Source organism: Mucilaginibacter sp. (genome assembly GCF_965200995.1).
In the GTDB taxonomy this organism is placed as follows: Bacteria; Bacteroidota; Bacteroidia; order Sphingobacteriales; family Sphingobacteriaceae; genus Mucilaginibacter.
Window position 1 is genome coordinate 1,492,157 of sequence record NZ_OZ241743.1, and the last position, 22,313, is coordinate 1,514,469.

Here is a 22,313-nt window from a genome sequence, read left to right on the forward strand (position 1 = left end):
ATTAGACCATAAAAAGCGATAAACGGCTTATGTTTGTCGATCCTTGTCAATGCTTCGTCTCACTTACCCGGCGGATGTAGATGAAACTGCTGTCCGTTGAAGCCACTTTGTAATCGGCTACCTGGCCGGCTTTGATAGAATCAATCAGTGCCGCCGACCATTTATAAGCAGGCAGGGCGTGTATGTCATCGGCGGCATAAAACTTAGACTTTTGCACCACTAAATAATCTACCGGTTTTGGGTCAAGCCGGCTCACATGCCGGAGTTCGGCCAGCGACGGGGCAGGGGTATGATTTACATTGCTAAAATCAAGGTGGCAGGCATTTACCGGGATCGGCAGATCATAGGTAAACATTACACTGGCCGTTTTAATATCAGGAAACTGATTTAATGTTTTTACGATCGCGTTATACTGTGCATAATTACCCGCAGCTGCAAGGCGGCGTTGCGGTTGCGCCCAATCCTTAAAATAATCAAACCGCACTATCGTATTAACCAGTTGCAATACCACCACAAGGCCTAATGCTATATTTAGCAGCTGTGGCTTTTGCAGCAGGGCTGGCAGCGTTATAGCCAGTACCAGCAGCAGCATAAAAGGGATAGGCAGATAGTAGTGCGGCCAGGCTTTGTTTACCATCAAAATGTAGTAGGCAATCACCACTACTGTAGTTATGATAAATGCCAGCCCCTCATAATGCAGCTTAAACCGGCTTAAGCCTTTAACCGCAAACAGCACGGCAGCTACAGCAATTAATATAACTACCCAGGGCGACAGGTAAGCATTGGCAAATACATTCACTTTATCGGCAAACGTAGGAAGGTAGCCTGCATCGTTATTGGTTTTGTTGGAGGCCATATCCTTGGCAAAGGACTCGTAGAACAAGCCGGGGCCTTTGGGGTGAACCAGGTAAGGGTTCAGCACAATAAATACGATGCCAATTACCAGTAAGGCAATCAGGTTTTGCTTTACGGCATTGATAAAGGTTTTCACTGATGGAGCCAGAAAGAAGGGCTTGGCCAGGTACAATGCTACCAGCGGCATAAACTGCAGCGAATGTACCTTTACCGCTACCGCAATGGCTATGGCCATCAGAAAGGCCTGGCTATGGTTGTTTTCTATTCTTTCATTAAAGAAATAATAGAAAGCCAGCAGCACAAAGTACATCATCATCCAATCCGGGTGCAGCCAGGAGCCTGCCGCCCAGAAATAGGTCATGAGCAGGGTGGTAACGGTAATCAGCAGCAAGGCATATCCCTTGCCTGCCAGCTTATACAGTGTTTCCTTAAAAATCAGGAAGCCCTGTATGGCAAACAGCGATGATACTACACGGGTAAGGAATAATGCCAGGTTGTATTTATGAAAAGTAAAGGGCAGGTAAGTAACCAAAAAGTCGATGATCCAGAACGGGCGGCCGTAGCTGTAAAAGCCGGAGAAAAACTTTTGCATATCCAGGTGATTGAACCCAAAGAACTGGCGTGAGTACAGTACCTTCAGAAAAAAGAACTCATCCACATCATACGCGTCCACAAAATCAATGTCAATTACCCGGTAATTAATAACAAGGAAGGGAATTAGCAAAATAACAAACAACAGCACATTCCTTTTGAAAACAAGCTTGTTAAGCCTGTAAATTTCGCCGAGTGCTGTAAAGTATTTTTTCATTGGGTAGTTCAGCGTATAATCGTTGTTTTATACTGATTTGCGGCAGTATGTCATTGCGGGGAACGGGCGCCATCCCGTAGCTATGCTTATTCGCCCTGTAACCAACGGGATGGCGCCCGTTCCCCGCAACGACAAACTGGTGTTTGGCGACTACAACTGCTTTTTCAACTCGTTAATATACGCCGCAGTGCGTTTCAGCAGTTTTATCTTCAACTTCATGCCGCCGCTGCCGCCGCCTTTGGCCTCACCGGCTACGCGGTTGTGGAAGTATACCGGAAAATCAACCAGTTGGCCATACCTTTTGGCATTAATGAGCAGGTATAAATCCAGCGAGAAATCGTACGGGGCACGGGCTTTAATGCTGTTGAAAAACGTTTTGGAGAACAGCTTGGGCTGCCCGTTGATGTCGTTGATATTTACCCTTAGTTTATACAGCACATACCACTGCATGGCCTGGGTAAAAAAGGTATCGAAAAAGTTGCGGCCGCGGCGCTTTCCTTTTACCACCAGATTGGGGTTTTGGGTATTATTCCATATTCTGTAGGCTTTCATGCAGTCGGTAATGTCGGTTTGCAGGTCGGCATGTGTCCAGCATAGCATCGGCCCGGCGGCTGCTTCCAGGCCTTGCAGTATACCATAGCCATATCCCTTGTTTTCCACTACCTGGTGGCTGCGCAGGCGGTCGAGCCCGGCTTCCTGAAGCAGTTGCTGCATCAGTTGCGGTGTGTTGTCCTTAGAGCCGTTGTCGACCAGAATGATCTCGGCGAAAGCGTTCTCTTTCAATACCTCAAGGCAACGATGGGTTAGCGCCCGCAGGTTGTCTGCTTCGTTATAGCAGGGAATAACAATGGAAAGCTTAATCATACGAATAGCTGCTTATTGTTAAAGTAAGTTTTCCAGTAATTAAAGGTTTCGTAGTCGGTAGGTGTGCCCCAGCAAATGTATTTATCGGCTTCAAAAGCTTTCACTTTATAACCTAAGGCAATGGCATCGTTTACGCACTCGTCTACATAAAACTCATTATTTACCCGGCGGTTTTGCGCAATCATACGCTCGGTGGCTTTCTGAAAGATACTGGCATGCTTAAACCAGAAAGCGCCGATAATGGCATGGTCGTGCAGGGGCTTAGCACTGATGGGCACCTTTACCGATACACCGGTAACGTCATTCTCGCCCTCTACCTTTACCCAGCCGTATTGCTGCGGCTTATCTACCACCGTTACGTTATTGCGGAAGGTGAACACAATTACATCAGCCTCGTCTTTCATCTGCTCAAAAGCGGCTTTATCGTAAATCATGCCGTTATCACAGGCACCGATGATAATTTCATCATCGTTTTTTACATAAGGCAGGGCAGTTAGGCAGGTACTGGCCTGGCCTTCGGTTACGTGGTCTAACACCACAAACTCCGCCTGTGGTATTACAGCTTTAATTTCTTTATCAATAGCCTGTTTTTCTAAATGCTCTTTCAGCATAATGAACAGGTAATGGTCGCCTTGGGGTAAATCGTTCACCGCCTTAATTACCATAGGCGTATCGCCTACCATAATCAGGGGTTTTGGCGTAGTGTAGCCCTGCTTTACAAAGCGCTCGCCTTTGCCGGCCATAGGGATGATGATGGTCATGCGTAGTGGTTTTTTAAAAAGATGTCGGCCCAGTATAAATATTCTTCCAGATCTTCAGGCGTGCCCCATTGGCAAAAGGTAGGCACCATGTCGTACACGCCTACATTCAGCTTGTCTTCCAGCAGCAGGTTGTATACCAGGCTGGCATAATACTCGCCGTTTAAGGCTACGTTGCGCTCTACCGTTTTTTCAAAATAATGCTTCATCAGGCTGCCGCTTTTGAAGTAATAGGCGCCAACCGAATGGAAGCCTTTACTTTTATCTTCTTCAAAAGAGAACTTCTCTTTGATCTCCAGCAGGCGTTTCTCACCATCTACCTGGCAGCCCGCATACAGATTTTTGGCCGGCAGCAGGTGCGGGTGGAAGCCGGAATAGCAGATGACGTTGCCATCTTCATTATATTTATTCACCTCGCTGATGAAATCGTTAAAATCCCAGGCCATAAAGTAATCGCAGTAGGACAGGATGATAGGTTCATCATCCTTCACCGCATCCTTAGCCTGTAAAGCTGCATATACCGGGCCCAACTTGTGGGGCTGAATACTTACAATGGTAGCATTGGGGCAAAACGAAGGAATGAAGTTGTTCAGGTCATACTGCTCCACATGGTCTTCGCGGCACACAAAAATGAAGGAGTGGTCGCCGGGAAACATGCTGACCACATGCTCCAGTATGGTTTTGCCATGCACGTAAATCATGGGCTTTAGGCGGTCATATCCGGCGGCTTTAAATCGTGAGCCTTCGCCGGTCATGGGTATGATGATTTGCATATATTAGTTTTTTAAGAGCGACAAACGGTATTTTTCTGAAGAAAGACCATGCAAAATGTCTAAATCTTCCTGGGGAATATAGTCAGGGTGTAACTGTAAGGCTGCCATATTGTTTTTGATGTAATACACCGCCTGCAGCATGGCTACCGCGGCTGCCACAAAGTTTTTAGAGCCATTGATGATGATCTGCTGCCCGGCTGCATCCACATAGATGCCGGCGCTTTTATCCGTAGTAGATATTTTGTTGCGGAAGAAAATAGACTGGTCGGGTATCAATACCTGGCCGGTTAATTCTTCTTCGATGCCTGCTAAGTCAATGTTTGCGCCATTAATGGCCCCGGCATTCAGTACACAGCTATTTTCGGTAACTTCTGAGCAGTTAAACTCCTGCAGAGGTGCTAATCCCAAATGCTGTTTAATCCTGTATTCCACATCAGCATACTTATCAATTACTTCCTGTGCGGTGGCGCCATGTATAATGATGCCGTGATTTTTCAGGAAGATGACCGGCGGCCATCCCTCACCTTTTTTTAAGGTGAGCAACGCACGGGCAATCGGGTAGCCGGGCGTAACGTAGGGCACCAGCAGGTATTCATCGTTAGCGAAAATATCACTCAGCAGCTTTTCGCACGCTGCGGCGCAGGTAATTACATTGGCGTATACCGAGTGCGTATGCACCACGTAGGTGTTCAGCAGCGAATGAAATTCATACTCCATAGAGGGCTTGATGCCTTCAGGGCTGCTTTCCAGCACCTCGGGGAAGCCGCTGCTCATTTCGGTAAACGCCTGCTGCTGCTTTACCTGTAAGCTGTCCTGAACGGTTTGGTTGTTCAGTTTCACCACGCCGGTATCATGCGCCACATCCTTAAAGGTAAAGCCCGAACCTTTAATGAGTATCTCGCTGCCCTGCTTAACAGAGGTGTTGCCGCCCGGCCCCTGCACATGCTCGCCAGTAAAGGCAAAGGGTGCGGTTATAGATTGTAATTGCTTCAGCATACTTATTTCTATATTAAATTGGCTTCCGTATCTGTAATTACCCCGGTGCGCTTCAATTGTGTAAACATGTAATAAGACACAATCAACTGCATTACGCCCAAATAATCTTCGCCCCAGCCCGGTGTTGAACCAATGGTTTCTTTAATGTCCAGCTGCATAGCTTCGGCAATGGCTGCTACCTGTGCAGTGCTGATGATCCCCTTAATGGTGATTACCTGGCCCTGCCGGTTGATGTCGTGCTTAATATCTAATCCGGCTGCCGTCAGCTGGTCGAGCAGGTATTCAAAGAAGATGTCGTTGGAGCAGGTTACCCGCAGATAAAGCGCATCAGCCGCATTCAGTTCCGCCTGTTCATCGCGGTCCACCGAAAACACAATATCCGCTTCCGATTCCTGTATCAGAATGTGCTGATCCGAATCGGACTGGCGCTTTTGCAGTGCCTCCAATACCTTTTCGGGGGCATAGCCGCGCTTGGCTACGTCGCGCTCAATCTTCCAGTGGGTGCGCAGGGCTTCTGATGGTTTCAGGAACACCTTCAAATCATAAATGTTGGTTGCCTCTTTTAAATAAAAAGGATGCAGCCCTTCGTAAATAACAATTTTGCTGGGGTTGATGGTGAGCAGCGGCGTAAACTTACCGGTATGATGGTCATAGCTGCGGCGCTTGATTTTGTTGCCGGCTTTCAGCTCGATCAGATCGGCCAGATCGCGGTGCAGCCAGTTGGCTTTGGGGTTGAGGTGAGTGATCTCGTTCCATTTTTCGTGGCCGCGTTCCCAGCGGTGCATATCATCGCCCCGCACCACCAGTGCAAATGAACTAAACAAATCGGTTACTGCCCGGGTGAGCGTACTTTTGCCCGAACCGGAATCGCCGCCGATGCCAATCAGGTACGGCTGGTTGTAAATCTTGTAACGTTTTACCTGTACCACGCCCAGCCTGAACATTGAAACTAAAAAAATCATTAAGCTTACCTGTAGAAAGGTAAAGCTCAGCTGCACCAGTGTATATACGCCTACATGGTTACTTTCCAGCACATGGTACAAATTAGGCATGAAACGGGCAGCCGGGTTAATGAGTTGTGCTACCTGCGGCACATCAGACTGTGGATACAGCAGGAAAAAGATAAAGTAGGCAGCATTGAGCACCACGAACATAAACTGCGCCCTGAAATTGAACCGTATCAGGAAATAGGCAAAGAAGGGCATATTCCATAAATACCAACCGGGCTGCGGTACCAGAAAGAAAGTAAAAATACCAAAGCCTAAGGCGAGGAAAATAATGAGGATATCTTTGTTCACAAACCTGAACTCGGCCATCAGGTACAGCAGTACCATATAGCAGGCCGGGATAAAGAACAGCCGGTAATTTTCGAACAGGCTGAAATAGGAGGTGAATACCTTGCCCTGCTCGCGGTTGTGGTACACCATCTCGAAAAAGCCGGATTGCAGCAGGAACGGCATGTTCAGCAGCACAATGGCCAGCACAATGGCCGGAATGCCACGGGCAAGGCTGGCAGGCTGCAGCTTCTTAATCTTGTACAGGTAGATGAGAATAAAGGGCAGCGTAATCACAATGTGAAACTTGGTGGTACAAGCCAGCACAATAAACAGCGCAAACCACTTATAACGGTCGTTAAACAGGTAATACAGGGAGATGCAGAACAGTGCGGTAGGAATAATATCCAGCTGACTATGGATGTAGCAGATGTAAATAACGATAGGGTTGAGCCAGTACCAGATCACCACCTTTTTGGTATTCTGCAGCCACTTGATCAGGATGATGCTGATCACCAGATCGGCTGCCAGTAAGGGCAGTTTCAAACAAAATACATCAACCGCCGTAACCGGCCCGCCTACGCCCCAGATAGCAGATGCCACAAAGCGCGGCAATGCCAGTATGTACAGCATCACCGGCGGGTAGGGGAAGGCGTTGGGCTTAATGCGGAGGAAAATATCGTATACATTAAAGAAGTCGCCGCTTAGTGCCCTTTTAATGAAAGGGGCGAACAGGGTGGTCATGTAATCGGAAGCAAAAAGCGCCGCGAATACAATTTTCAGCACCAGCCCGGCCCAAAAGGGCTTGCTTCTGCCCAGCCTGCGCAGTATGCCTGTTTTGCTTTCCACTTTATACGTTTCCTGCAGGCTCATTCTTGTAAATTACGGTTTTAAGGCCAACAAAGTTAAATACAGTTGAAATGCCGATAGCGAAAATGTACATCACCCATTTATTAAAATGAAGCCTGTCAACCGTGATTTTCATAAAGATGACACTTAAGCCTAACGAAATCAGGTAAACGGTAGCGTAACCCAGTACTAAACTTAAACTGTAAGGCCGGCTCTTAAAGGTCCAAAAATTATTTAAAAAGAAACCTAAAACTAATCCGCTGGCGTAGCCAATTATTGTTGCGAGAATAGTATTTACCTGAAATTGTTTTTGTAGTATATAAAATATAGCATAGTTAAACAAAGTAGCTGTGCCACCCACTATCGCAAACTTTACAACTGAGGAAACCAATTGTTTATTCATTCCGCAAAATATGGTAAACATCTACCCGGTACACCGGCGATGTATAAATGTCCTTCTTCACATTATCACCCACTACCGCAATATTGCGCAAGCTTGGTTTAATTTGCAGTGCCTTATTAATGGCCAGCTCAAATATATAAGGGTGCGGTTTTTCTACGCCCGCTTCTTCGCTGGTTACCATATAATTAAAATACCGGCCAATCTGCAATTGCTCCACTTTTCTGAACTGTATACCGGCCAGCATATCGGTTACCATCACCACCGGAACACCCGCCGCCTTGTAGCGTTCCAGGAAAGGAACGGCATCGTCATACAATTCCATATAGTCAATATAATTTCCCCAATAGGCTTCGTGCAGTTGCATAATCAGCCCGGCATCGGTGGTGCCGGTTGCCCTCTCTACCAACCCCTGCACATAAAACAAGCGGGAATGCGAGTTGGCGGTGCCAATGTGCGCATGGCTTACGGCCTTGCGGCAAGCATAATAATATTGGTGCAGCTGTTCTGCTGATATATTTAAGGCTTTTTGGGCAGCTTCCAAAAGCTTATCTAAGGCAAACTCATGGCAGCGTTTATATTCGTACAGGGTGTTATCTAAATCCAGCAGCAACAGGTCGGTGCCCTCTACGCTTATGTCGGTTAAAGTAGTTACTTCCATAAGTCAGGGCGTTTGGTACATACGGCATCTAACTCAAAGCCTTGAAAATCAGCCTTAAAATTTTCTACCCACTCCAGCGGGTGCGCCTGTAACTCGGGCGATACAATGCAGATCTTAAAATGCGGCTTCAGGTATTCGTAAGCCTTGCGGTCCAGTATGTTCTTGGTGAAACAATCCACCCATACCCAGTCTATCTTACCTTCATACTGCTGCACAAAGGATAGCGGCTCATACTCCGAAAAGCGCACCGCTATCTTTTTAAAGTTCTTGCGGATGTATTTTACCGTGGTTGGAATGGTGGTATCTAAAAAGAAGTAGTTTTCCAGTTCATGCTCCTCCATCATCCCAATGAGGGTATCTTCCAGGCCGTCGGTCTTGGTGTTCAGGATGCAGGTATTATGACGGTAGGCCGCCAGGTAATCTTTAAAATCGTCGCCATCTTCAAATACCTCATGGTTAAGTACAATGCGGTCGAGCGTACTGCGCAGATCCAGCTCGGTACCCAGGGCGGTGTTCAGTGCTGAAAGTTCGGCAACGGTGTTTACCCGGTGGCGTATCAAAGTTTCAATGGTCATGCAGGCGGATGTTCAGCAGTAAGCTTTTGGGTTGCTGCTATATTTAAAATGTGTGCAAATTAGTGCTTTTTTTGTTTAAAATTACAAATTGACGTCAACTTGTCATTGCCGGCAGGAATGCCGAAGCAGCCCCGTAGTTATGCCTGTTCGCCCTGCTATCAAAGTGATGGCGCCCATCCCCCGCAATGACGCGCCTGGGTTGGCCTTAGGCCTAAATACAAAATTAATAGTACTGAGCGGGTAATTGCCGTTGTTGCCGTCTATCTTTGCGGCATGGTAGAAGTTATCCTTAAAAAAGGTAAGGAAAAGGCGGTATTGCAACGGCATCCCTGGGTATTTTCGGGAGCGATAGAAAAGGTAAAGGGCAAGCCGGATAATGGCGACATTATTCGTTTAACTGATGCGCAAGGCCGGTTTTTAGCGTATGGCTTTTACAACCACGAATCGCGCGTGGCGGTGCGTTTACTGGAATGGGATGAAGCGGTTAGTGTAAATGAGGATTGGTTCAGGGCTAAGGTAGCCGCCGCTGTAACCAGCCGGAGTTCTATCCTGAATGAGCAAACCAACACCTGCCGCCTTATCTTTAGCGAGGCCGATTACCTGCCGGGCCTGATTGCGGATAAATATGGCGATTACCTGTCACTGCAAATTCTCACCACCGGCATTGAGCGCAACAAGCAGGTAATTATTGATGAACTGCAGCGCCTGTTAAACCCCAAGGGTATATTTGATAAAAGCGATGCCGGTTCGCGCGCGCATGAAGGTTTAAATACGGTAAACGAAGTACTGGCCGGCAGCCCGCCGCCGGAGCTGGTAGAGGTAAAGGAAAATGGCCTTACTTATGGCATCAACATCGCCGAAGGCCAGAAATCAGGCTTTTATTGCGACCAGCGCGGCAACAGGCGCATACTTGCGGCACATGCGCAGGGGAAAACCGTACTGGATTGCTTTTGCTATACCGGCGGCTTTACTTTGAACGCACTGCAGGCCGGCGCTGCCCAAGCAACCAGTATAGATAGTTCGGCGCTGGCTATGGAAACCTTAAAAAAGAACATCGCCCTGAACGGTTTGGATGCTGCCAGGCATGAATCCATTCAATCAGATGTGAACAAGCAGCTGCGCCGTTTTAAGGAGGAGGGCCGCACTTTTGATATTGTTGTGCTCGATCCGCCTAAATATGCGCCCTCGCGCTCGGCATTAGACCGCGCATCGCGTGCGTATAAAGACCTCAACCGTATTGCCATGCAGTTATTAAACAGCGGTGGCCTGCTGGCTACTTTTTCCTGCTCGGGGGCTATGGATATGGAAACCTTTAAGCAGGTGCTGGCCTGGGCCGCACTGGATGCAGGTAAGCAGGTGCAGTACATCCACCAGTTTTGCCAGCCCGAAGACCACCCGGTACGCTCCTCATTTCCTGAAGGGGAATACCTGAAGGGACTGCTATGCAGGGTAATTTGATTGCCGCTGCAAAAAGGCTTCGTTATTGCCTTATATAGCTATCGGGTGTGCCCATTAACCGGCGGCTCAGCTCGGGGAAACGAATGGTAGCGGTGATCCACAAAACACATTGTATAATTACAGGCGCCATGATAGATTGATGGTGTTCCAGATGCGTAGCAATGGCGCCGCCCAGATAAGCTGCCAGTAGCAAAGTACCCAGCAGCCCGGTACGCGGAATGATAAACAGGATAAGCGAAACGATTTCTACCACACCTAACATCCGGAAGGCATCTGCCGATATACCCAGCCCGGTTGCGCTTTCTATCGCCTTAGCGCCGCCTGCTAACTTCATGTAGGCGCTGCTGATAAATATAAAGGCCAGTACTGCGGTTAATACCCAGCCAATAATGTTTCTGATTTTTGGAGACATAAGTTCTTCCTGATTAAGTTAAAGTCTATACAAACTTAGCAGTTAATTGTATACATTTTTAATACCCTGCCTAAAAGATGCTGATGCTGAGAAATTTAATTACAGTAAAAAGCGGTTTTGATATGAAACAGCCTTTTACTATTCCCATTCTACAGAGCGTACGGCGCTTACCATGCCACTGATGCTGTTGTTAAAATTGGTCATGCTGCCCAGCGGGAAGGGTACGGAAACGATCTTTTCAATGCTTTCTGCTTTGGATAAGGCAATGGCCTCCATTGCATGTTTTTCAATGGCCTTCATGGTAATAATTACCAGCCGGGGCTGCATTTCTGCAATGCGTTCGCCTAAAGGTGTAATGCCCCGCTTCCTTTCCTGGTCTTGCTCTTGCGGAGGTAAATGTTTAAGGGGCACCAGGCTGATGTTATCCAGATAGCAGCCAAAATCGCGGTAGAAATCCAAAAACTCATCATGGCTGGCAAACTCCCCGAATACCTGGGTAAACGCAGCCTTTACCGCCTTAAACAGTTCCGAATTTTTCCGGTAGAAGAAACGGTTGCCTGCTGCAGGCGCGTCGGCAATAAATAATACGTTTACTTTGGCAGGTTTATATTGCTGCCGCACTTCATTAAAATCACTGGCATCCATATCAAAAGGTGGTTTACGAATTGGCTTAACAGGTAATTACCGTTTTACGTTTATAGTAGCTGTTGATAGCTTCTGCAATAAGCAGGTTGGGTACCCAGCTTAAGAAGGCAATAATAAGATAGTTGTTCTCAAAATCAACCCCCTGGCCAAAAACGGTGAACAGCCAGATATAAAACCGCAGCGTAACCGCTGCAAAGGCCAGTGCATAGCTGCGGCGCATCATTTGCACATGCCGCTCTGCGTTTTGATGCTGTACAATGGCTATCCAGCCCATCAGGGTAAATATAATCCATAAGCTGTTCTGCAGCATAAAAGAGATGAATACGCCTGTGCCCCGGTTGATAAAAGCCGTCATGACATACGCACCCGGGGCGGCAAAGAACAGTACGCCGCCGGCATATACCTTGCCCAGCGCTTTGTGCAGCCTGCGGTTTTGGTACACCTTTTTGCTGAACTGGAAAAAGCCGGCCAGCAGGATAATACTGCTGCCGAATATGTGGCTGTAGAACGCCGGCAGGTACCATCCTGTATGCACAGCAGCCTGCTTTAACTGCAAAAAGCTCTCGTGTGTATTAAAGTTAAGATAAACTAATGTACTTAAGCTCAGTATGGCTATCCAGAAAAAAGCAAAAGTTCTTAATACGCCTGTCAGCATTATTTACTTACCGCAGCCATCTGCTGCTGCTTGCGGCTGTTAATTTTTTGCTGCAGCCAGTTAATATTGTATTTATCAATCTCGGTTAATGAATCCTGCACGCTGGTATTGTTACCGGCATATTTGCCGTTGTTGTCGCTGTGCATCAGTTCAAACGCATGGCTCCATTTATCATTGCTGAATTTGTAGTCATAACCGGCATAAATTTCATTCTTTATGTACTCCAGCATGGCATCAGGCAGCTTACTCAATTTTTTCTCGTTGTAAGTGTAATCGCCTTGCAGATAACGATCATCAATTTTTACGAATTGGGTAAAGGCAAACTGCCGCTTGCTGCGCAGCTCGATAAGCTTACCGTTTTTAACTGTTAAATAATAATACAGCGGCATGGTCAGTAAACTGTGCTGCTCATCTATAGCGGCATAGGTACTCCCGCATGATTTAATTTCGAACAGGCTATCGTTCAGTATCTTCAAGCTGTAATTTTCGCAACCCTCTGCATAGCTTTCTTCCTCATACCCTCCATTAAGTGAATACCCATAGGCCTGGTTGTGCCTTTTATCTACAATCAGCACATTGCGCTTCTCATAAAAATCAGAACGGCCGCCCAGGTAATGGTTTTTGATGGAGTAGTATAAGGTTTTGAGCCAGTTGCTGCTCTCTTCATCTTTGGTATATTTTACCTGGTAGGATACACTGGGGGCGCTTATATCATCCATATAATTCGCTTTTCGCAGCGGGTTTTTGAATGCCTGTATAGCTTCAAACATTTGCCAGTTTACCAGGTGCGATGGCGGAACATAAATACTGGCATTGTTATCCCGCGAATTGTACTCCATTATCAGTTTGCCCGGCGCATTACTTAAGTGGTAAGAAGCCTGATATAATTGCACCTGCGGCAGTACCTCGGTAATTTTAAAATCTTCTATCTTCGGGCTCACGGTATAACCGGCATCCAGCCAGAAATATTCATCACCTTTGCGCAGCGCGGCCAGGTGGGCGCCTTGCTTCAATGGTAAAATCTCGTTATAGGTTACCGGCACTACCAGCTTTCCGTTTAAGTCATAAAAGCCTTTATAGGGGCCTTTTTCTACTTCTACCAGCCCGTCAAACGTTCCGCTGATGTTGTGGATCAGATCATACTTTGGCGGGATGATTTCTTGCAGGGCCGGGTTAACCATCCCCATGCCGTAAAGCTTCACCGAGTCGGGGTTCATGGCAATGTATTCTTCCCACTTGCCTTTGGTTACATAGAAGTAAGTTTTATCATTCAAATGTGCAAACCATACCACGCTATCATACCGGGTTTTTAGCTTTTCGGCTGTGGTAAAAGCTTTTAAAGTAAGTGCATCGTAATGGGTTACAGGCCTCGCGTAGCGCCAGTGTATATCATTGGCATAGGTCATGTAATCTTTATATAACTGTTCACCCTTTACTGCAATAATTTTATAAGGCTGCTTATCTTTCTTTTGTATGGTAAATGTTAGGGTAGATTTTTTATCAGGCAAGCTGTCATGGCTGAATTGTACAGGTACGGTGGCCTCAGTGAGTATCGGGTTAAGCGTGCGGATTACGGCAGCATCTGCATTTATAATGGTGCTCATCCTTTCCAGCGAATCAGCATCATCTAAGGTGTTGCCTGTAAGCATAGCTACCAGCGTTTTAACTTTGCTGTTGGGATGGTCAAAGTATTGGTATAAGGAGTCGGGCTGCCGGTTATGTACATGTTTGCCAAAGCCTTCTAAAAAGCTTATCAGTTCCTCTTTTCCTTTATGACGCGAGCTGCTTTTACTTTTAAAGTAATAGCCCAGGGCTGATCCGGCTATTACCAGTACGCCTATAGTGCAGATAATGTAAAGGTTTTTGCGTTTCATGGCAGATATTTGTTTAAAAGTAGTAAGGGATACGCAGATAAACAAATGCAGAACGATTATTCACCTGCTGCCATGCATATAAACAGGTATAACTTTTATCTGTAAACTGTTATTTATGTAAGTTTTACAATTAAGCCTTGTGATTGCAACTACCGGAAGCGTTATTTTTTAATAGCTGCCAGGCGGTACTCAGAAAGGGTATTAATAAACAAAGGGCGCTTATTTAAGCACCCTTTGTTTATTTTAATACTTATTTACTAATGGGCATCAGCAGGCATAGCTACCGGTTTCTTGCTGAATGGCTGCAAGTACAGCAGCGGTATTGAGAATAGCATAATCAGGCCGGTAATCCAATAGGCATCATCATAGGTAAGCAAAATGCTTTGCCGGCTTACTGCACCTTCAATAGCAGCATAAGCTGCTTTGGTAGCATCGCTCATGGTTTTACCATGCGCCATAAAGTTGGCCGTAAGTCCCTTGAGCCGGTCAGTAAGCAGCGGATTATATACATTAACATTAGTAAGCAGGTTGTTGCGGTGCACACCTTGCCTGATGTGTATAATGGTAGTAAGGGCCGCAATACCAAATGAACCGCCTAACTGGCGCATCATGTTATTTAAACCGGTACCCTGCCCAATTTCGGGCCCCTTTAAGTCGGCTATGGCCAGTGTAGTTAATGGTACAAACAGCAATGCCATACCAATACCCCGGATAGCCAGCGGCCAGAAGAAATCAGCCTGCCCGGTAGCCAGCGTGGAGTTGCTCAGCATATGCGTAAATAAAAAGAACAGAAACATACCTACCGTAGCCATTATCTGCGCAGGTATGCCACCGTTTAACATTTTGCCCACAAAAGGCATCATGGCAATGGTAAATAAGCCGCCCGGCAGCAGCAGCAGCCCGGTTTGCTGGGCCGAAAAACCCAGTAAGCTCTGGCAAAATATCGGGAATACAAAAACAGACCCATAAAGGCCGAAGCCCAGAATAAACGAGGTAAACATACCCACCGCAAAGCTCCGGTGCCGGAGGATGGCAAAGTTAACAATCGGAAACTCTACGCTAAGCTCTCGCCAGATGAACAGCAGCACACCCAGCACCGCGGTAATGGTAAGCACCGTAATGTAACCGGTAGCAAACCAATCTTCCGATTCGCCTTTTTCCAATATGGTTTGCAGGCTGCCTACGGCAATGGCCAGGAGCGCAATGCCCCACCAGTCTATAGGGTTGCCCTTGCCCGTTTTAGCCGTGGGTTTAATATAAGTATAGGTAAAAAAGGCAGCCAGTGCACCTACCGGTATATTTACATAAAATATCCAGGGCCATGAGTAGTTATCTGTTAGATACCCGCCAATGGTAGGGCCTAAAGTTGGGCCTACCACAGCACCCAAACCAAACAATGCCGTTGCGGTACCTACCTGCTCGCGCGGCCAGGTTTCCAGCAATATAGCTTGCGAGGTTGAGATTAACCCGCCACCGGCCATACCCTGCACAATACGGAACATAACCAGTTCGGTAAGGCCGGTGGCATTACCGCATAAAAACGAAGCAATGGTGAAGACGATAATGGAACCCAAAAAATAATTTTTCCGGCCCAGTACACTGCCCAGCCAGCCCGACATGGGCAGAATGATTACGTTGGCTACCGCATACCCGGTGGTAATCCAGGCCACATCTTCTAATGTGGCGCCTAAGTTACCCTGTATAGTAGGCAGCGAAACGTTTACAATAGTGGTATCAATCAGCTCCAGCAGGGAAGCTGTAATTACCGTAATGGTAATGATCCACTTTTTAAAGCCGGTTTCAGCCATAATTAGTTCTTTTTAGTGTCGATATCTACAGAAACGTTTACGCTCATACCCGGGCGCAATTTGTCCATTGTAGCTTTACCGGCGTTAATTTTAATCTTTACAGGTATGCGCTGCACTACTTTTACAAAGTTGCCGGTAGCATTATCAGGTGGCAGCAGTGAAGATTTGGCCCCGGTAACCGGAGAAAAATTGTATATAGTGCCTTCCAGTTTCAGTTCAGGGTAAGCATCTACTTCCACTTCTACCTTCTGCCCATTGCGAATCTTATCAAGCTGCGTTTCTTTAAAGTTAGCCGTAATGTATAAACTGTTATCGTTTACCACTGAGAATAGGGTTTGCCCGGCTTGCACCAACTGGCCTACCTGTATACCTTTTTTAGAAGTAATACCACTGGCCGGCGATTTGATATCGGTATAAGTAAGCTGCAGCCTGGCATAATCCACATCAGCCTGCCTTTGGTCTACCCCGGTGTTGGTTACCTTTAACTGGTTACGGGTAGCGCCCACTTGCGATTGGGCAGCACTGTACTGATCCTGTGCTGCACGTAAATTGGCTTGCGCTACCTGCAAATCTGACTTGGTTTGGTCAAATTGCTGTTGGGTGATCGAACCGTCCTTTATCAGATTGGCATAACGTGCGTAATCTTTACGCACCTTTTCCAGCATGGCCTGGCGCGATACTACGTTGGCGCGTGCATTGGCAGCATCAGCCTGGGTAGTATAAATCTGCGATTCGCCTACGCCTACGTTGCCGGCAGCGCCTTTTTTGGCGGCCTGCGCCTGCTCCAGCTTTACCTGGTAATCGCGGGCGTCAATCTTTACCAGTTGCTGATTTTTGCTTACATGCTGGTTGTCTTCAAAGTAAATGCTGTCTACATAGCCGCCCACACGGGATACTACGGGGCTGATGTCGCCATCAATCTGCGCATCATCAGTATCCTCATGCTTACCGTAATAAAGCCATTCCTTTACACCGAAGATAATGCCCACCACCAGCACAATTGCCAGTATAATAGGTACTACAATGTTCTTTTTCTTTTTAGCAGGTTCCTGCTCCTGTATAATTTGTTCCTGTGCCATGGTAATAATTTCAGATTGTTATTTAATAAGTTTTCCGGTTGCTTTTAATAAGTTATAGTAAGCCAGTCCTGCATCGGCTTTAGCCAGTTCCAGGTTGGTTTGCGCCTCGTACAGCAGGGTTTGCGCATCGGCACGGTCAGTAGCCGAGGCTGTGCTGTTGGCATATCTGGAAATCGTGATCCGGTTATTCTCGTTAGCCTGCGCTATTGCAGTTTCCAGCAATTTTACCTTATCAACCGAAGCTATATAAGTTTGGTAGTTCTGGTTTACATCATTGCGTATGTTATCGGCAGTAATGTCTTTATTAATAATAAGTTCTTCGCGCTGCACACGGGCTTCAGCTATTTTATTTTTATTGTGCCACAGGGAACCAAAATCCCAAGAAAGGTTAAGCCCTGCGGTAATAGGGGCAACATAGCTGCCGTTGCGCGGCAATGGGTTGGCCGATAATCCTACATAATAGGCGCTTGCCGTAGCTGCCAGCGTTGGCGACTGGTTTGCGTGTATGGTTTTTATATTTAAGTCGGCTGCCTTGGTGCGTAAATCCAGTGATTTAAGCTCCTGGCGTACGGCCAGGGCGGTATCCAAATAATTGCTCAGCGGCGCTATTTCGCGATTGTTATCCGCAATCTGTTCAATGTTCAGTTGTGTAGTGGTAGGCAGGCCGAGCAAAATATCCAGGTTGTAATTAATAATCTTCCGGTTACTTTCCAGGTCGATGCCGTTCAGCTCAATATTAGAGCGCTGCAGCTGAAAGCGCAATACATCATTTTTAGTTACAATGCCCTGCTGAAAAAAGCGCTGGGTTTGATGTATCTGCTGGTCAACACTATTCAGGTTTTGTTGCACTACCTTTTTGTTTTGCAGCACTTTGTATAAATTATAGTACTGGTTTACCACCGTTGCAGCAATCTGGTCGCGGTTCTGGTCGGCATCCAGCCTGGCTACCTTCACCAGTAAATCAGTAGATTCTTTGGCAAACTTATAGCGGCCGCCTGCAAACAATACTTCTGCAATATTTGCCGTCCCCAAGTTGGCATTGGCCGTTCTGGGCAGAAAAATAGTGTTATTCTCAACGGTAAGCTTATTAGCAGGTATATAAGCAAAACTGTAGGTATAGCTTACACCTCCGGTAGGTAGAGCGCTGTCTTTAGCCTGGTTGTAACGGGTGATGGCCTCATCAATCTGCGCTTGAGACAGGCGCAGGGTCTTGCTGGTCTGCAAGCCCAGTTTTATAGCCTCATCCAGGGTAATGGTCCGGTCTTGTGCAGCAGCGGTCTGAAAACTTAGTAAAACTGCACCACCCGCCAGCATCAGGTACTGCCCCAACCGGCGCCCCGTCTGCTTAATTGTGTTAAAAGGTTGTGTATTCAAAAGCGTGTTCATTTCAATTTAATAAGTAGGATTTAAGCAGATTTTTTAAGTATGTTTTGAAGCGGGGCTTTACGCGCTGGTCCAGCACTTCCTGGTTCTGTACATCATAGCCCAGCATTTTTGAAGATACATTGGGCGTGTTCATAATAAAGTTTTTGGCGCCGTAAATAGTAGCAATTACCATATCGGTATCTACATCTTTCTTAAACTCATTGCGGTCTATCCCTTCCTGCAGAATTTTCCGGAACTCAACTACGTTATGCATCAGGATGCTGCACATTTGGTCAGAAATTGCAGTGCGTTTCAGAATTGACATTTCCCGGTACAGCAGTTTTTGAAAACTATTATTATTTAATATCCGGTCTACGTATGCTTCTATATACAACTCCACTTTCTTCCACGAGGTAAGTTTATTGTCGGAGTTTATATTTTGCAGAAAATCTTTGAAAGTAGCTGTGCGGCGCTCAATTACGGCCAGGAAAAGCCCCTCTTTCGAGCCGAAATAGTAGTTCAGCATAGCCATATTCACACCGGCCTCGCCCGATATCGTGCGCGTAGAAGCACCATCGTAACCCAATTCTGAGAAAACATGTTCTGCTACATCTAAGATGCGGTCTTTTTTATCAACCTTTTCTTTCTCTGTTGTTTTCACTGTGCAAAATTAATCAAACGATTGATTAATATAATTTGTTTCAGTGTATAAAATACATTATGACACTTTGGCGATATTACACAAGCGGTACAAGGTATTGTACAGGAGATTACATTTGTTTAATGTATAAGTTTGGAATGAATAATTATTTTTGACCTATGAGATGTTTAGGTTTAATGTTAGTAAGCGTATTTATCAGTGTTACAGCAAGCGCCCAAACAGCCTCGCAAAGCGATGCAGCTACCCTGAGGCAACAGCTTAAAAAGCTGAATACTTTGGGCAGCGTGCTTTACGTTGCCGCCCATCCGGATGATGAAAACACCCGCCTGCTGGCTTATCTGGCGCAGGAAAAACATTACCGTACCGGCTACCTGTCGCTTACCCGGGGCGATGGCGGCCAAAACCTGATCGGCAATGAGCAGGGCGAATTATTGGGATTGATACGGACCCAGGAATTGCTGGCGGCCCGCCGCATGGATGGCGCAGAGCAGTTTTTTACCCGTGCCAATGATTTTGGCTTCTCTAAAAACCCGGAGGAAACCCTGACCATCTGGGACAGGGAGAAAGTATTGGGCGATATGGTATGGGTAATCCGTAAGTTCAGGCCTGACGTGATGATTTGCCGCTTCCCGACCACCGGCGAGGGCGGGCACGGTCATCATACCACCTCAGCCATACTGGCACAGGAAGCATTTGCCGCCGCCGCCGACCCCAAACGCTTTCCGGAACAGCTAAAATATGTACAGCCCTGGCAGGCCAAACGCCTGCTTTGGAATACCTTTAATTTTGGCGGTAACAATACTACTGCTGATACCCAGTTTAAAATTGATGCTGGCAGTTATAACCCCTTGTTAGGCAAAGGTTATGGCGAAATTGCAGCCGAAAGCCGCTCTAACCACCGCAGTCAGGGGTTTGGCAGCGCCCGGCAGCGCGGGCAAGCCCTTGAATATTTTAAGACTATTTTGGGCACAGCACCACAAACGGATTTAATGGACGGTGTAAATATCACCTGGAAGCGTATGAAGGGCGGGGATGCTGTCGGCAATGGCATTACTGCCATTACCCGGGGTTTTGATGAAGATCATCCCGAAAAAGCAGTGCCTGCATTGGTTAAGCTGGCCGAAAGCATTGATAAAATAACGGACAGTTACTGGCGCGAACAAAAAACCAATGAACTGAATAACCTGATTGCCGCCTGCGCCGGCTTATGGTTTGAAAGTTATGTAACCTTACCCTCTTATGCTGTAGGCGAACAAATGCAGGTACGCTCGCAGGTGATCAGCCGTTACAATACGCCGGTTAAACTAACACAGATAAACGGGCAGCAATTAAATGACCGCACACTGCCGGTGAACGAACTGCAATCCTTTGAAAGCACCCTGACTGCCGCCCGTATTACGCAACCCTACTGGCTGGAAGCCCCGCATGGCATTGGTATGTATACCATCAATGATAACCTGAAAGTGGGTAACCCTGAGAATCCGGACTTTCCGGCTGTGGCATATGAGTTCAACATAAATGGTCATCCTTTTCGTTTTGAGCGCCGGCTGATGTACAAGTATGTTAACCCGGCACGCGGCGAGCTGTATCAGCCGGTAGAGATTGCGCCGCCGGTAACTATCAACCCTGAAAACAAGGTTTATGTGTTCAACACCGCCCAGCCGCAAAAACTGCAATTAAAGATGAAAAGCTTTGTGGCCGATGCTTCGGGTGCGGTTACCCTGAAGCCGGTAGCCGGGTGGAAGATCAGTCCGGCAAGTATTGATTTTTCGGGTAAAGCCAAAGGTGCAGAATGGGTGGAAACCTTTACCATCGCTCCCACAGGTACTGCTTCAGGTGTAGCACCCGCACAGGCTACCGTAACTACAGGCGGTAAAACGTATGATTTAGGTATACAGCGCATCCAATATGAGCATATTCCTAATATCACCTTGTTCCCGCTGGCACAGGTAAAGCTGGTTAATATTGAGCTGAAAACCGCCGGTAAGAAGATTGGTTACCTGCCCGGCGCCGGCGATTTAATGCCGGATGCATTGCGCCAGGTAGGCTACGAGGTGCATTTGCTTACAGATGAGGAGATTATGAATGCTGACCTTTCTGTATATGATGCCATTGTAACCGGCGTGCGCGCCTATAATGTGCTGGATCGCCTGCCTTACGAGCAGCCTAAGTTGTTAGCCTATGTAAAGAATGGCGGCAATCTGGTGGTGCAGTATAACAACTTTGCCGGCTTGAAGGTGAACTCTATCGGGCCATACCCGTTTACCGTTGTAAATGAGCGGGTTACCAATGAGAATGCTCAGGTAACGGTAACAGCCCCGCAAAACCCGCTGCTGAATTATCCCAATAAAATTACCCAGGCTGATTTTGACGGCTGGGTGCAGGAAAGGGGCTTATATTTTGTAAATAACATTGCCCCAGAATACCAAACCCCACTGGCAATGAACGATGCCGGGGAAGCGCCCAATAAAGGCTCATTGATTGCGGCTAATTACGGACAGGGGCGTTTTGTGTACACTTCACTGGCGTTTTTCAGGCAGCTGCCTGCCGGGGTGCCGGGGGCTTACCGTTTGTTTGTGAATTTGCTGAGCAGGCCCAAGTAGGTGTTGAAAAAAATCTTTTCGGGTTCATCAGACGCCATAAAATTCCATAAACGGCCATAAAAGTTGCTTATTCGCCCATTAATGGCGTACATTAGAAGAATAAGAACCTTCAAATTATGAACCTTAAATACGTATTGCTAATCATGGGCGGCGCATGTATGCTGACTGCCTGCCAGACGGCCACCACGCCTGATGCCGGCCTGAATTTGAATGGTACCTGGCAGCTGGTATCGGGCACTACCATTACCAAAGGGGTAAGCGCCACTACCGATTACACCAGGGGCCAGCGCATGATCAAAATCATCAACGGCTCGCACTTTGCCTTCCTGCGGCACGACATTAATCCCCCCAAAGATTCTTCCAACCACTTTGATGCAGGCGGCGGTTCGTATACCCTGAAAGGCGACAAATACACCGAGCACCTGGACTATTACTCCAGCAAAAACTGGGAAGGCAAGGCATTTGACTTTACGGTGAAGCTGTCTGGTGATACCTTGATCCAGCAGGGCTTGGAAAAAGTGGAAAGCGAGAACATCAACCGTACCATTATTGAAAAGTACTTGAAGGTAAAATAATACAAGGCAGTTATCTCGCGTTCATCGCCTATCTTTACCCTGTGAAAGCGCTTTGCCTCATTTATGCCATAGTAGTTACACTCTTAGCGGTACGGCCCTGCTGTACGGACAGTAGCTGTATCGCTTTAAATAAACAGGTAACAGCCAAAACGGCAAACATACCGGCTAAGGCGGATAGCGATTGTGCCGGTTGCTCCCCTTTCTTCTCCTGTGGTTCATGCAGCGGGTTTGTGCTCAACCAACAGGCAGGCACTGCTTTGGCGTTGCCATTGGTGAACCTCAGCAAATCTTTTACCCCTTACTGCCCACCTTGCTTAAAGGATGTGCACTCGCCGATATGGCAGCCGCCGCAATTAAGTTAAACC

At 47.0% G+C, this 22,313-nt stretch carries 21 protein-coding genes; 3 read left to right on the forward strand and 18 right to left on the reverse strand.

All coding sequences use genetic code 11. The features are described 5' to 3' along the window. Nucleotides 1-46: 46 nt before the first annotated feature. From ACY652_RS07060 to ACY652_RS07100, 9 genes are all read right to left on the reverse strand, one after another. The gene (locus tag ACY652_RS07060) at nucleotides 47-1,663 is read right to left on the reverse strand and encodes a hypothetical protein (RefSeq protein WP_462267332.1); all 1,617 of its coding nucleotides are present in this window, start codon (nucleotides 1,661-1,663) and stop codon (nucleotides 47-49) included. Between the two features lie 150 nt (nucleotides 1,664-1,813). Beyond that, nucleotides 1,814-2,527, reverse strand: a complete 714-nt coding sequence (locus tag ACY652_RS07065; protein WP_462267333.1) for a glycosyltransferase family 2 protein — start codon at nucleotides 2,525-2,527, stop codon at nucleotides 1,814-1,816. Continuing rightward, a complete protein-coding gene (locus ACY652_RS07070) occupies nucleotides 2,524-3,288 on the reverse strand; it encodes a sugar phosphate nucleotidyltransferase (protein WP_462267334.1) in 765 nt (254 codons plus the stop codon). Before ACY652_RS07070 ends, ACY652_RS07065 begins: the two co-directional genes overlap by 4 nt. Continuing rightward, on the reverse strand, nucleotides 3,285-4,058 hold the full coding sequence (locus ACY652_RS07075) for a glycosyltransferase family 2 protein (protein WP_462267335.1): 774 nt from the start codon (nucleotides 4,056-4,058) through the stop codon (nucleotides 3,285-3,287). The genes ACY652_RS07070 and ACY652_RS07075 overlap by 4 nt, the downstream gene beginning before the upstream one ends. A 3-nt stretch (nucleotides 4,059-4,061) precedes the next feature. Next, nucleotides 4,062-5,054: a class II aldolase/adducin family protein gene (locus ACY652_RS07080; RefSeq protein WP_462267336.1), complete on the reverse strand. Its 993-nt coding sequence runs from the start codon at nucleotides 5,052-5,054 to the stop codon at nucleotides 4,062-4,064. Between the two features lie 8 nt (nucleotides 5,055-5,062). Further along, the gene (locus ACY652_RS07085) at nucleotides 5,063-7,201 is read right to left on the reverse strand and encodes a hypothetical protein (protein WP_462267337.1); all 2,139 of its coding nucleotides are present in this window, start codon (nucleotides 7,199-7,201) and stop codon (nucleotides 5,063-5,065) included. Then, nucleotides 7,179-7,580, reverse strand: coding sequence for a GtrA family protein (locus tag ACY652_RS07090; RefSeq protein ID WP_462267338.1), 402 nt, complete (start codon nucleotides 7,578-7,580; stop codon nucleotides 7,179-7,181). The genes ACY652_RS07085 and ACY652_RS07090 overlap by 23 nt, the downstream gene beginning before the upstream one ends. After that, nucleotides 7,573-8,238: an HAD family hydrolase gene (locus tag ACY652_RS07095; protein ID WP_462267339.1), complete on the reverse strand. Its 666-nt coding sequence runs from the start codon at nucleotides 8,236-8,238 to the stop codon at nucleotides 7,573-7,575. Before ACY652_RS07095 ends, ACY652_RS07090 begins: the two co-directional genes overlap by 8 nt. Beyond that, nucleotides 8,229-8,813: a PI-PLC domain-containing protein gene (locus ACY652_RS07100; RefSeq protein ID WP_462267340.1), complete on the reverse strand. Its 585-nt coding sequence runs from the start codon at nucleotides 8,811-8,813 to the stop codon at nucleotides 8,229-8,231. Before ACY652_RS07100 ends, ACY652_RS07095 begins: the two co-directional genes overlap by 10 nt. Before the next feature lie 273 nt (nucleotides 8,814-9,086). On the opposite strand from ACY652_RS07100, the gene ACY652_RS07105 reads away from it, so the two are divergent. Next, the gene (locus tag ACY652_RS07105; RefSeq protein ID WP_462267341.1) at nucleotides 9,087-10,271 is read left to right on the forward strand and encodes a class I SAM-dependent rRNA methyltransferase; all 1,185 of its coding nucleotides are present in this window, start codon (nucleotides 9,087-9,089) and stop codon (nucleotides 10,269-10,271) included. A 22-nt stretch (nucleotides 10,272-10,293) separates the two neighbouring features. Here the strand turns inward: ACY652_RS07105 and ACY652_RS07110 are convergent, their stop codons facing one another. From ACY652_RS07110 to ACY652_RS07145, 8 genes are all read right to left on the reverse strand, one after another. Continuing rightward, nucleotides 10,294-10,683 (reverse strand): DoxX family protein, encoded by a 390-nt coding sequence (locus ACY652_RS07110; protein WP_462267342.1) that lies wholly within the window; start codon nucleotides 10,681-10,683, stop codon nucleotides 10,294-10,296. A gap of 138 nt (nucleotides 10,684-10,821) precedes the next feature. Continuing rightward, a complete protein-coding gene (locus ACY652_RS07115) occupies nucleotides 10,822-11,328 on the reverse strand; it encodes a hypothetical protein (RefSeq protein ID WP_462267343.1) in 507 nt (168 codons plus the stop codon). Nucleotides 11,329-11,353: 25 nt separating this feature from the next. Then, on the reverse strand, nucleotides 11,354-11,983 hold the full coding sequence (locus tag ACY652_RS07120) for a DUF2306 domain-containing protein (protein WP_462267344.1): 630 nt from the start codon (nucleotides 11,981-11,983) through the stop codon (nucleotides 11,354-11,356). After that, entirely contained in the window at nucleotides 11,983-13,857 is a 1,875-nt protein-coding gene (locus ACY652_RS07125) for a WG repeat-containing protein (RefSeq protein WP_462267345.1), read from the reverse strand. The genes ACY652_RS07120 and ACY652_RS07125 overlap by 1 nt, the downstream gene beginning before the upstream one ends. Nucleotides 13,858-14,114: 257 nt before the next feature. Beyond that, on the reverse strand, nucleotides 14,115-15,665 hold the full coding sequence (locus tag ACY652_RS07130; RefSeq protein WP_462267346.1) for a DHA2 family efflux MFS transporter permease subunit: 1,551 nt from the start codon (nucleotides 15,663-15,665) through the stop codon (nucleotides 14,115-14,117). Between the two features lie 2 nt (nucleotides 15,666-15,667). Beyond that, nucleotides 15,668-16,744: an HlyD family secretion protein gene (locus ACY652_RS07135; RefSeq protein ID WP_462267347.1), complete on the reverse strand. Its 1,077-nt coding sequence runs from the start codon at nucleotides 16,742-16,744 to the stop codon at nucleotides 15,668-15,670. A gap of 18 nt (nucleotides 16,745-16,762) precedes the next feature. Further along, nucleotides 16,763-18,130, reverse strand: a complete 1,368-nt coding sequence (locus tag ACY652_RS07140) for a TolC family protein (RefSeq protein WP_462267348.1) — start codon at nucleotides 18,128-18,130, stop codon at nucleotides 16,763-16,765. Between the two features lies 1 nt (nucleotide 18,131). Then, on the reverse strand, nucleotides 18,132-18,770 hold the full coding sequence (locus ACY652_RS07145) for a TetR/AcrR family transcriptional regulator (RefSeq protein WP_462267349.1): 639 nt from the start codon (nucleotides 18,768-18,770) through the stop codon (nucleotides 18,132-18,134). 158 nt (nucleotides 18,771-18,928) lie between these two features. Here ACY652_RS07145 and ACY652_RS07150 point away from each other — a divergent pair, with 158 nt between their 5' ends. Both ACY652_RS07150 and ACY652_RS07155 read left to right on the forward strand, forming a co-directional pair. Next, nucleotides 18,929-21,373 carry a PIG-L family deacetylase gene (locus tag ACY652_RS07150; RefSeq protein WP_462267350.1) on the forward strand — a complete coding sequence of 815 codons (2,445 nt, stop codon included), beginning with the start codon at nucleotides 18,929-18,931 and terminating at the stop codon, nucleotides 21,371-21,373. Between the two features lie 116 nt (nucleotides 21,374-21,489). After that, on the forward strand, nucleotides 21,490-21,948 hold the full coding sequence (locus ACY652_RS07155) for a lipocalin-like domain-containing protein (protein ID WP_462267351.1): 459 nt from the start codon (nucleotides 21,490-21,492) through the stop codon (nucleotides 21,946-21,948). 61 nt (nucleotides 21,949-22,009) lie between these two features. Here the strand turns inward: ACY652_RS07155 and ACY652_RS07160 are convergent, their stop codons facing one another. Further along, nucleotides 22,010-22,234 (reverse strand): hypothetical protein, encoded by a 225-nt coding sequence (locus ACY652_RS07160; protein WP_462267352.1) that lies wholly within the window; start codon nucleotides 22,232-22,234, stop codon nucleotides 22,010-22,012. Nucleotides 22,235-22,313 lie beyond the last annotated feature (79 nt).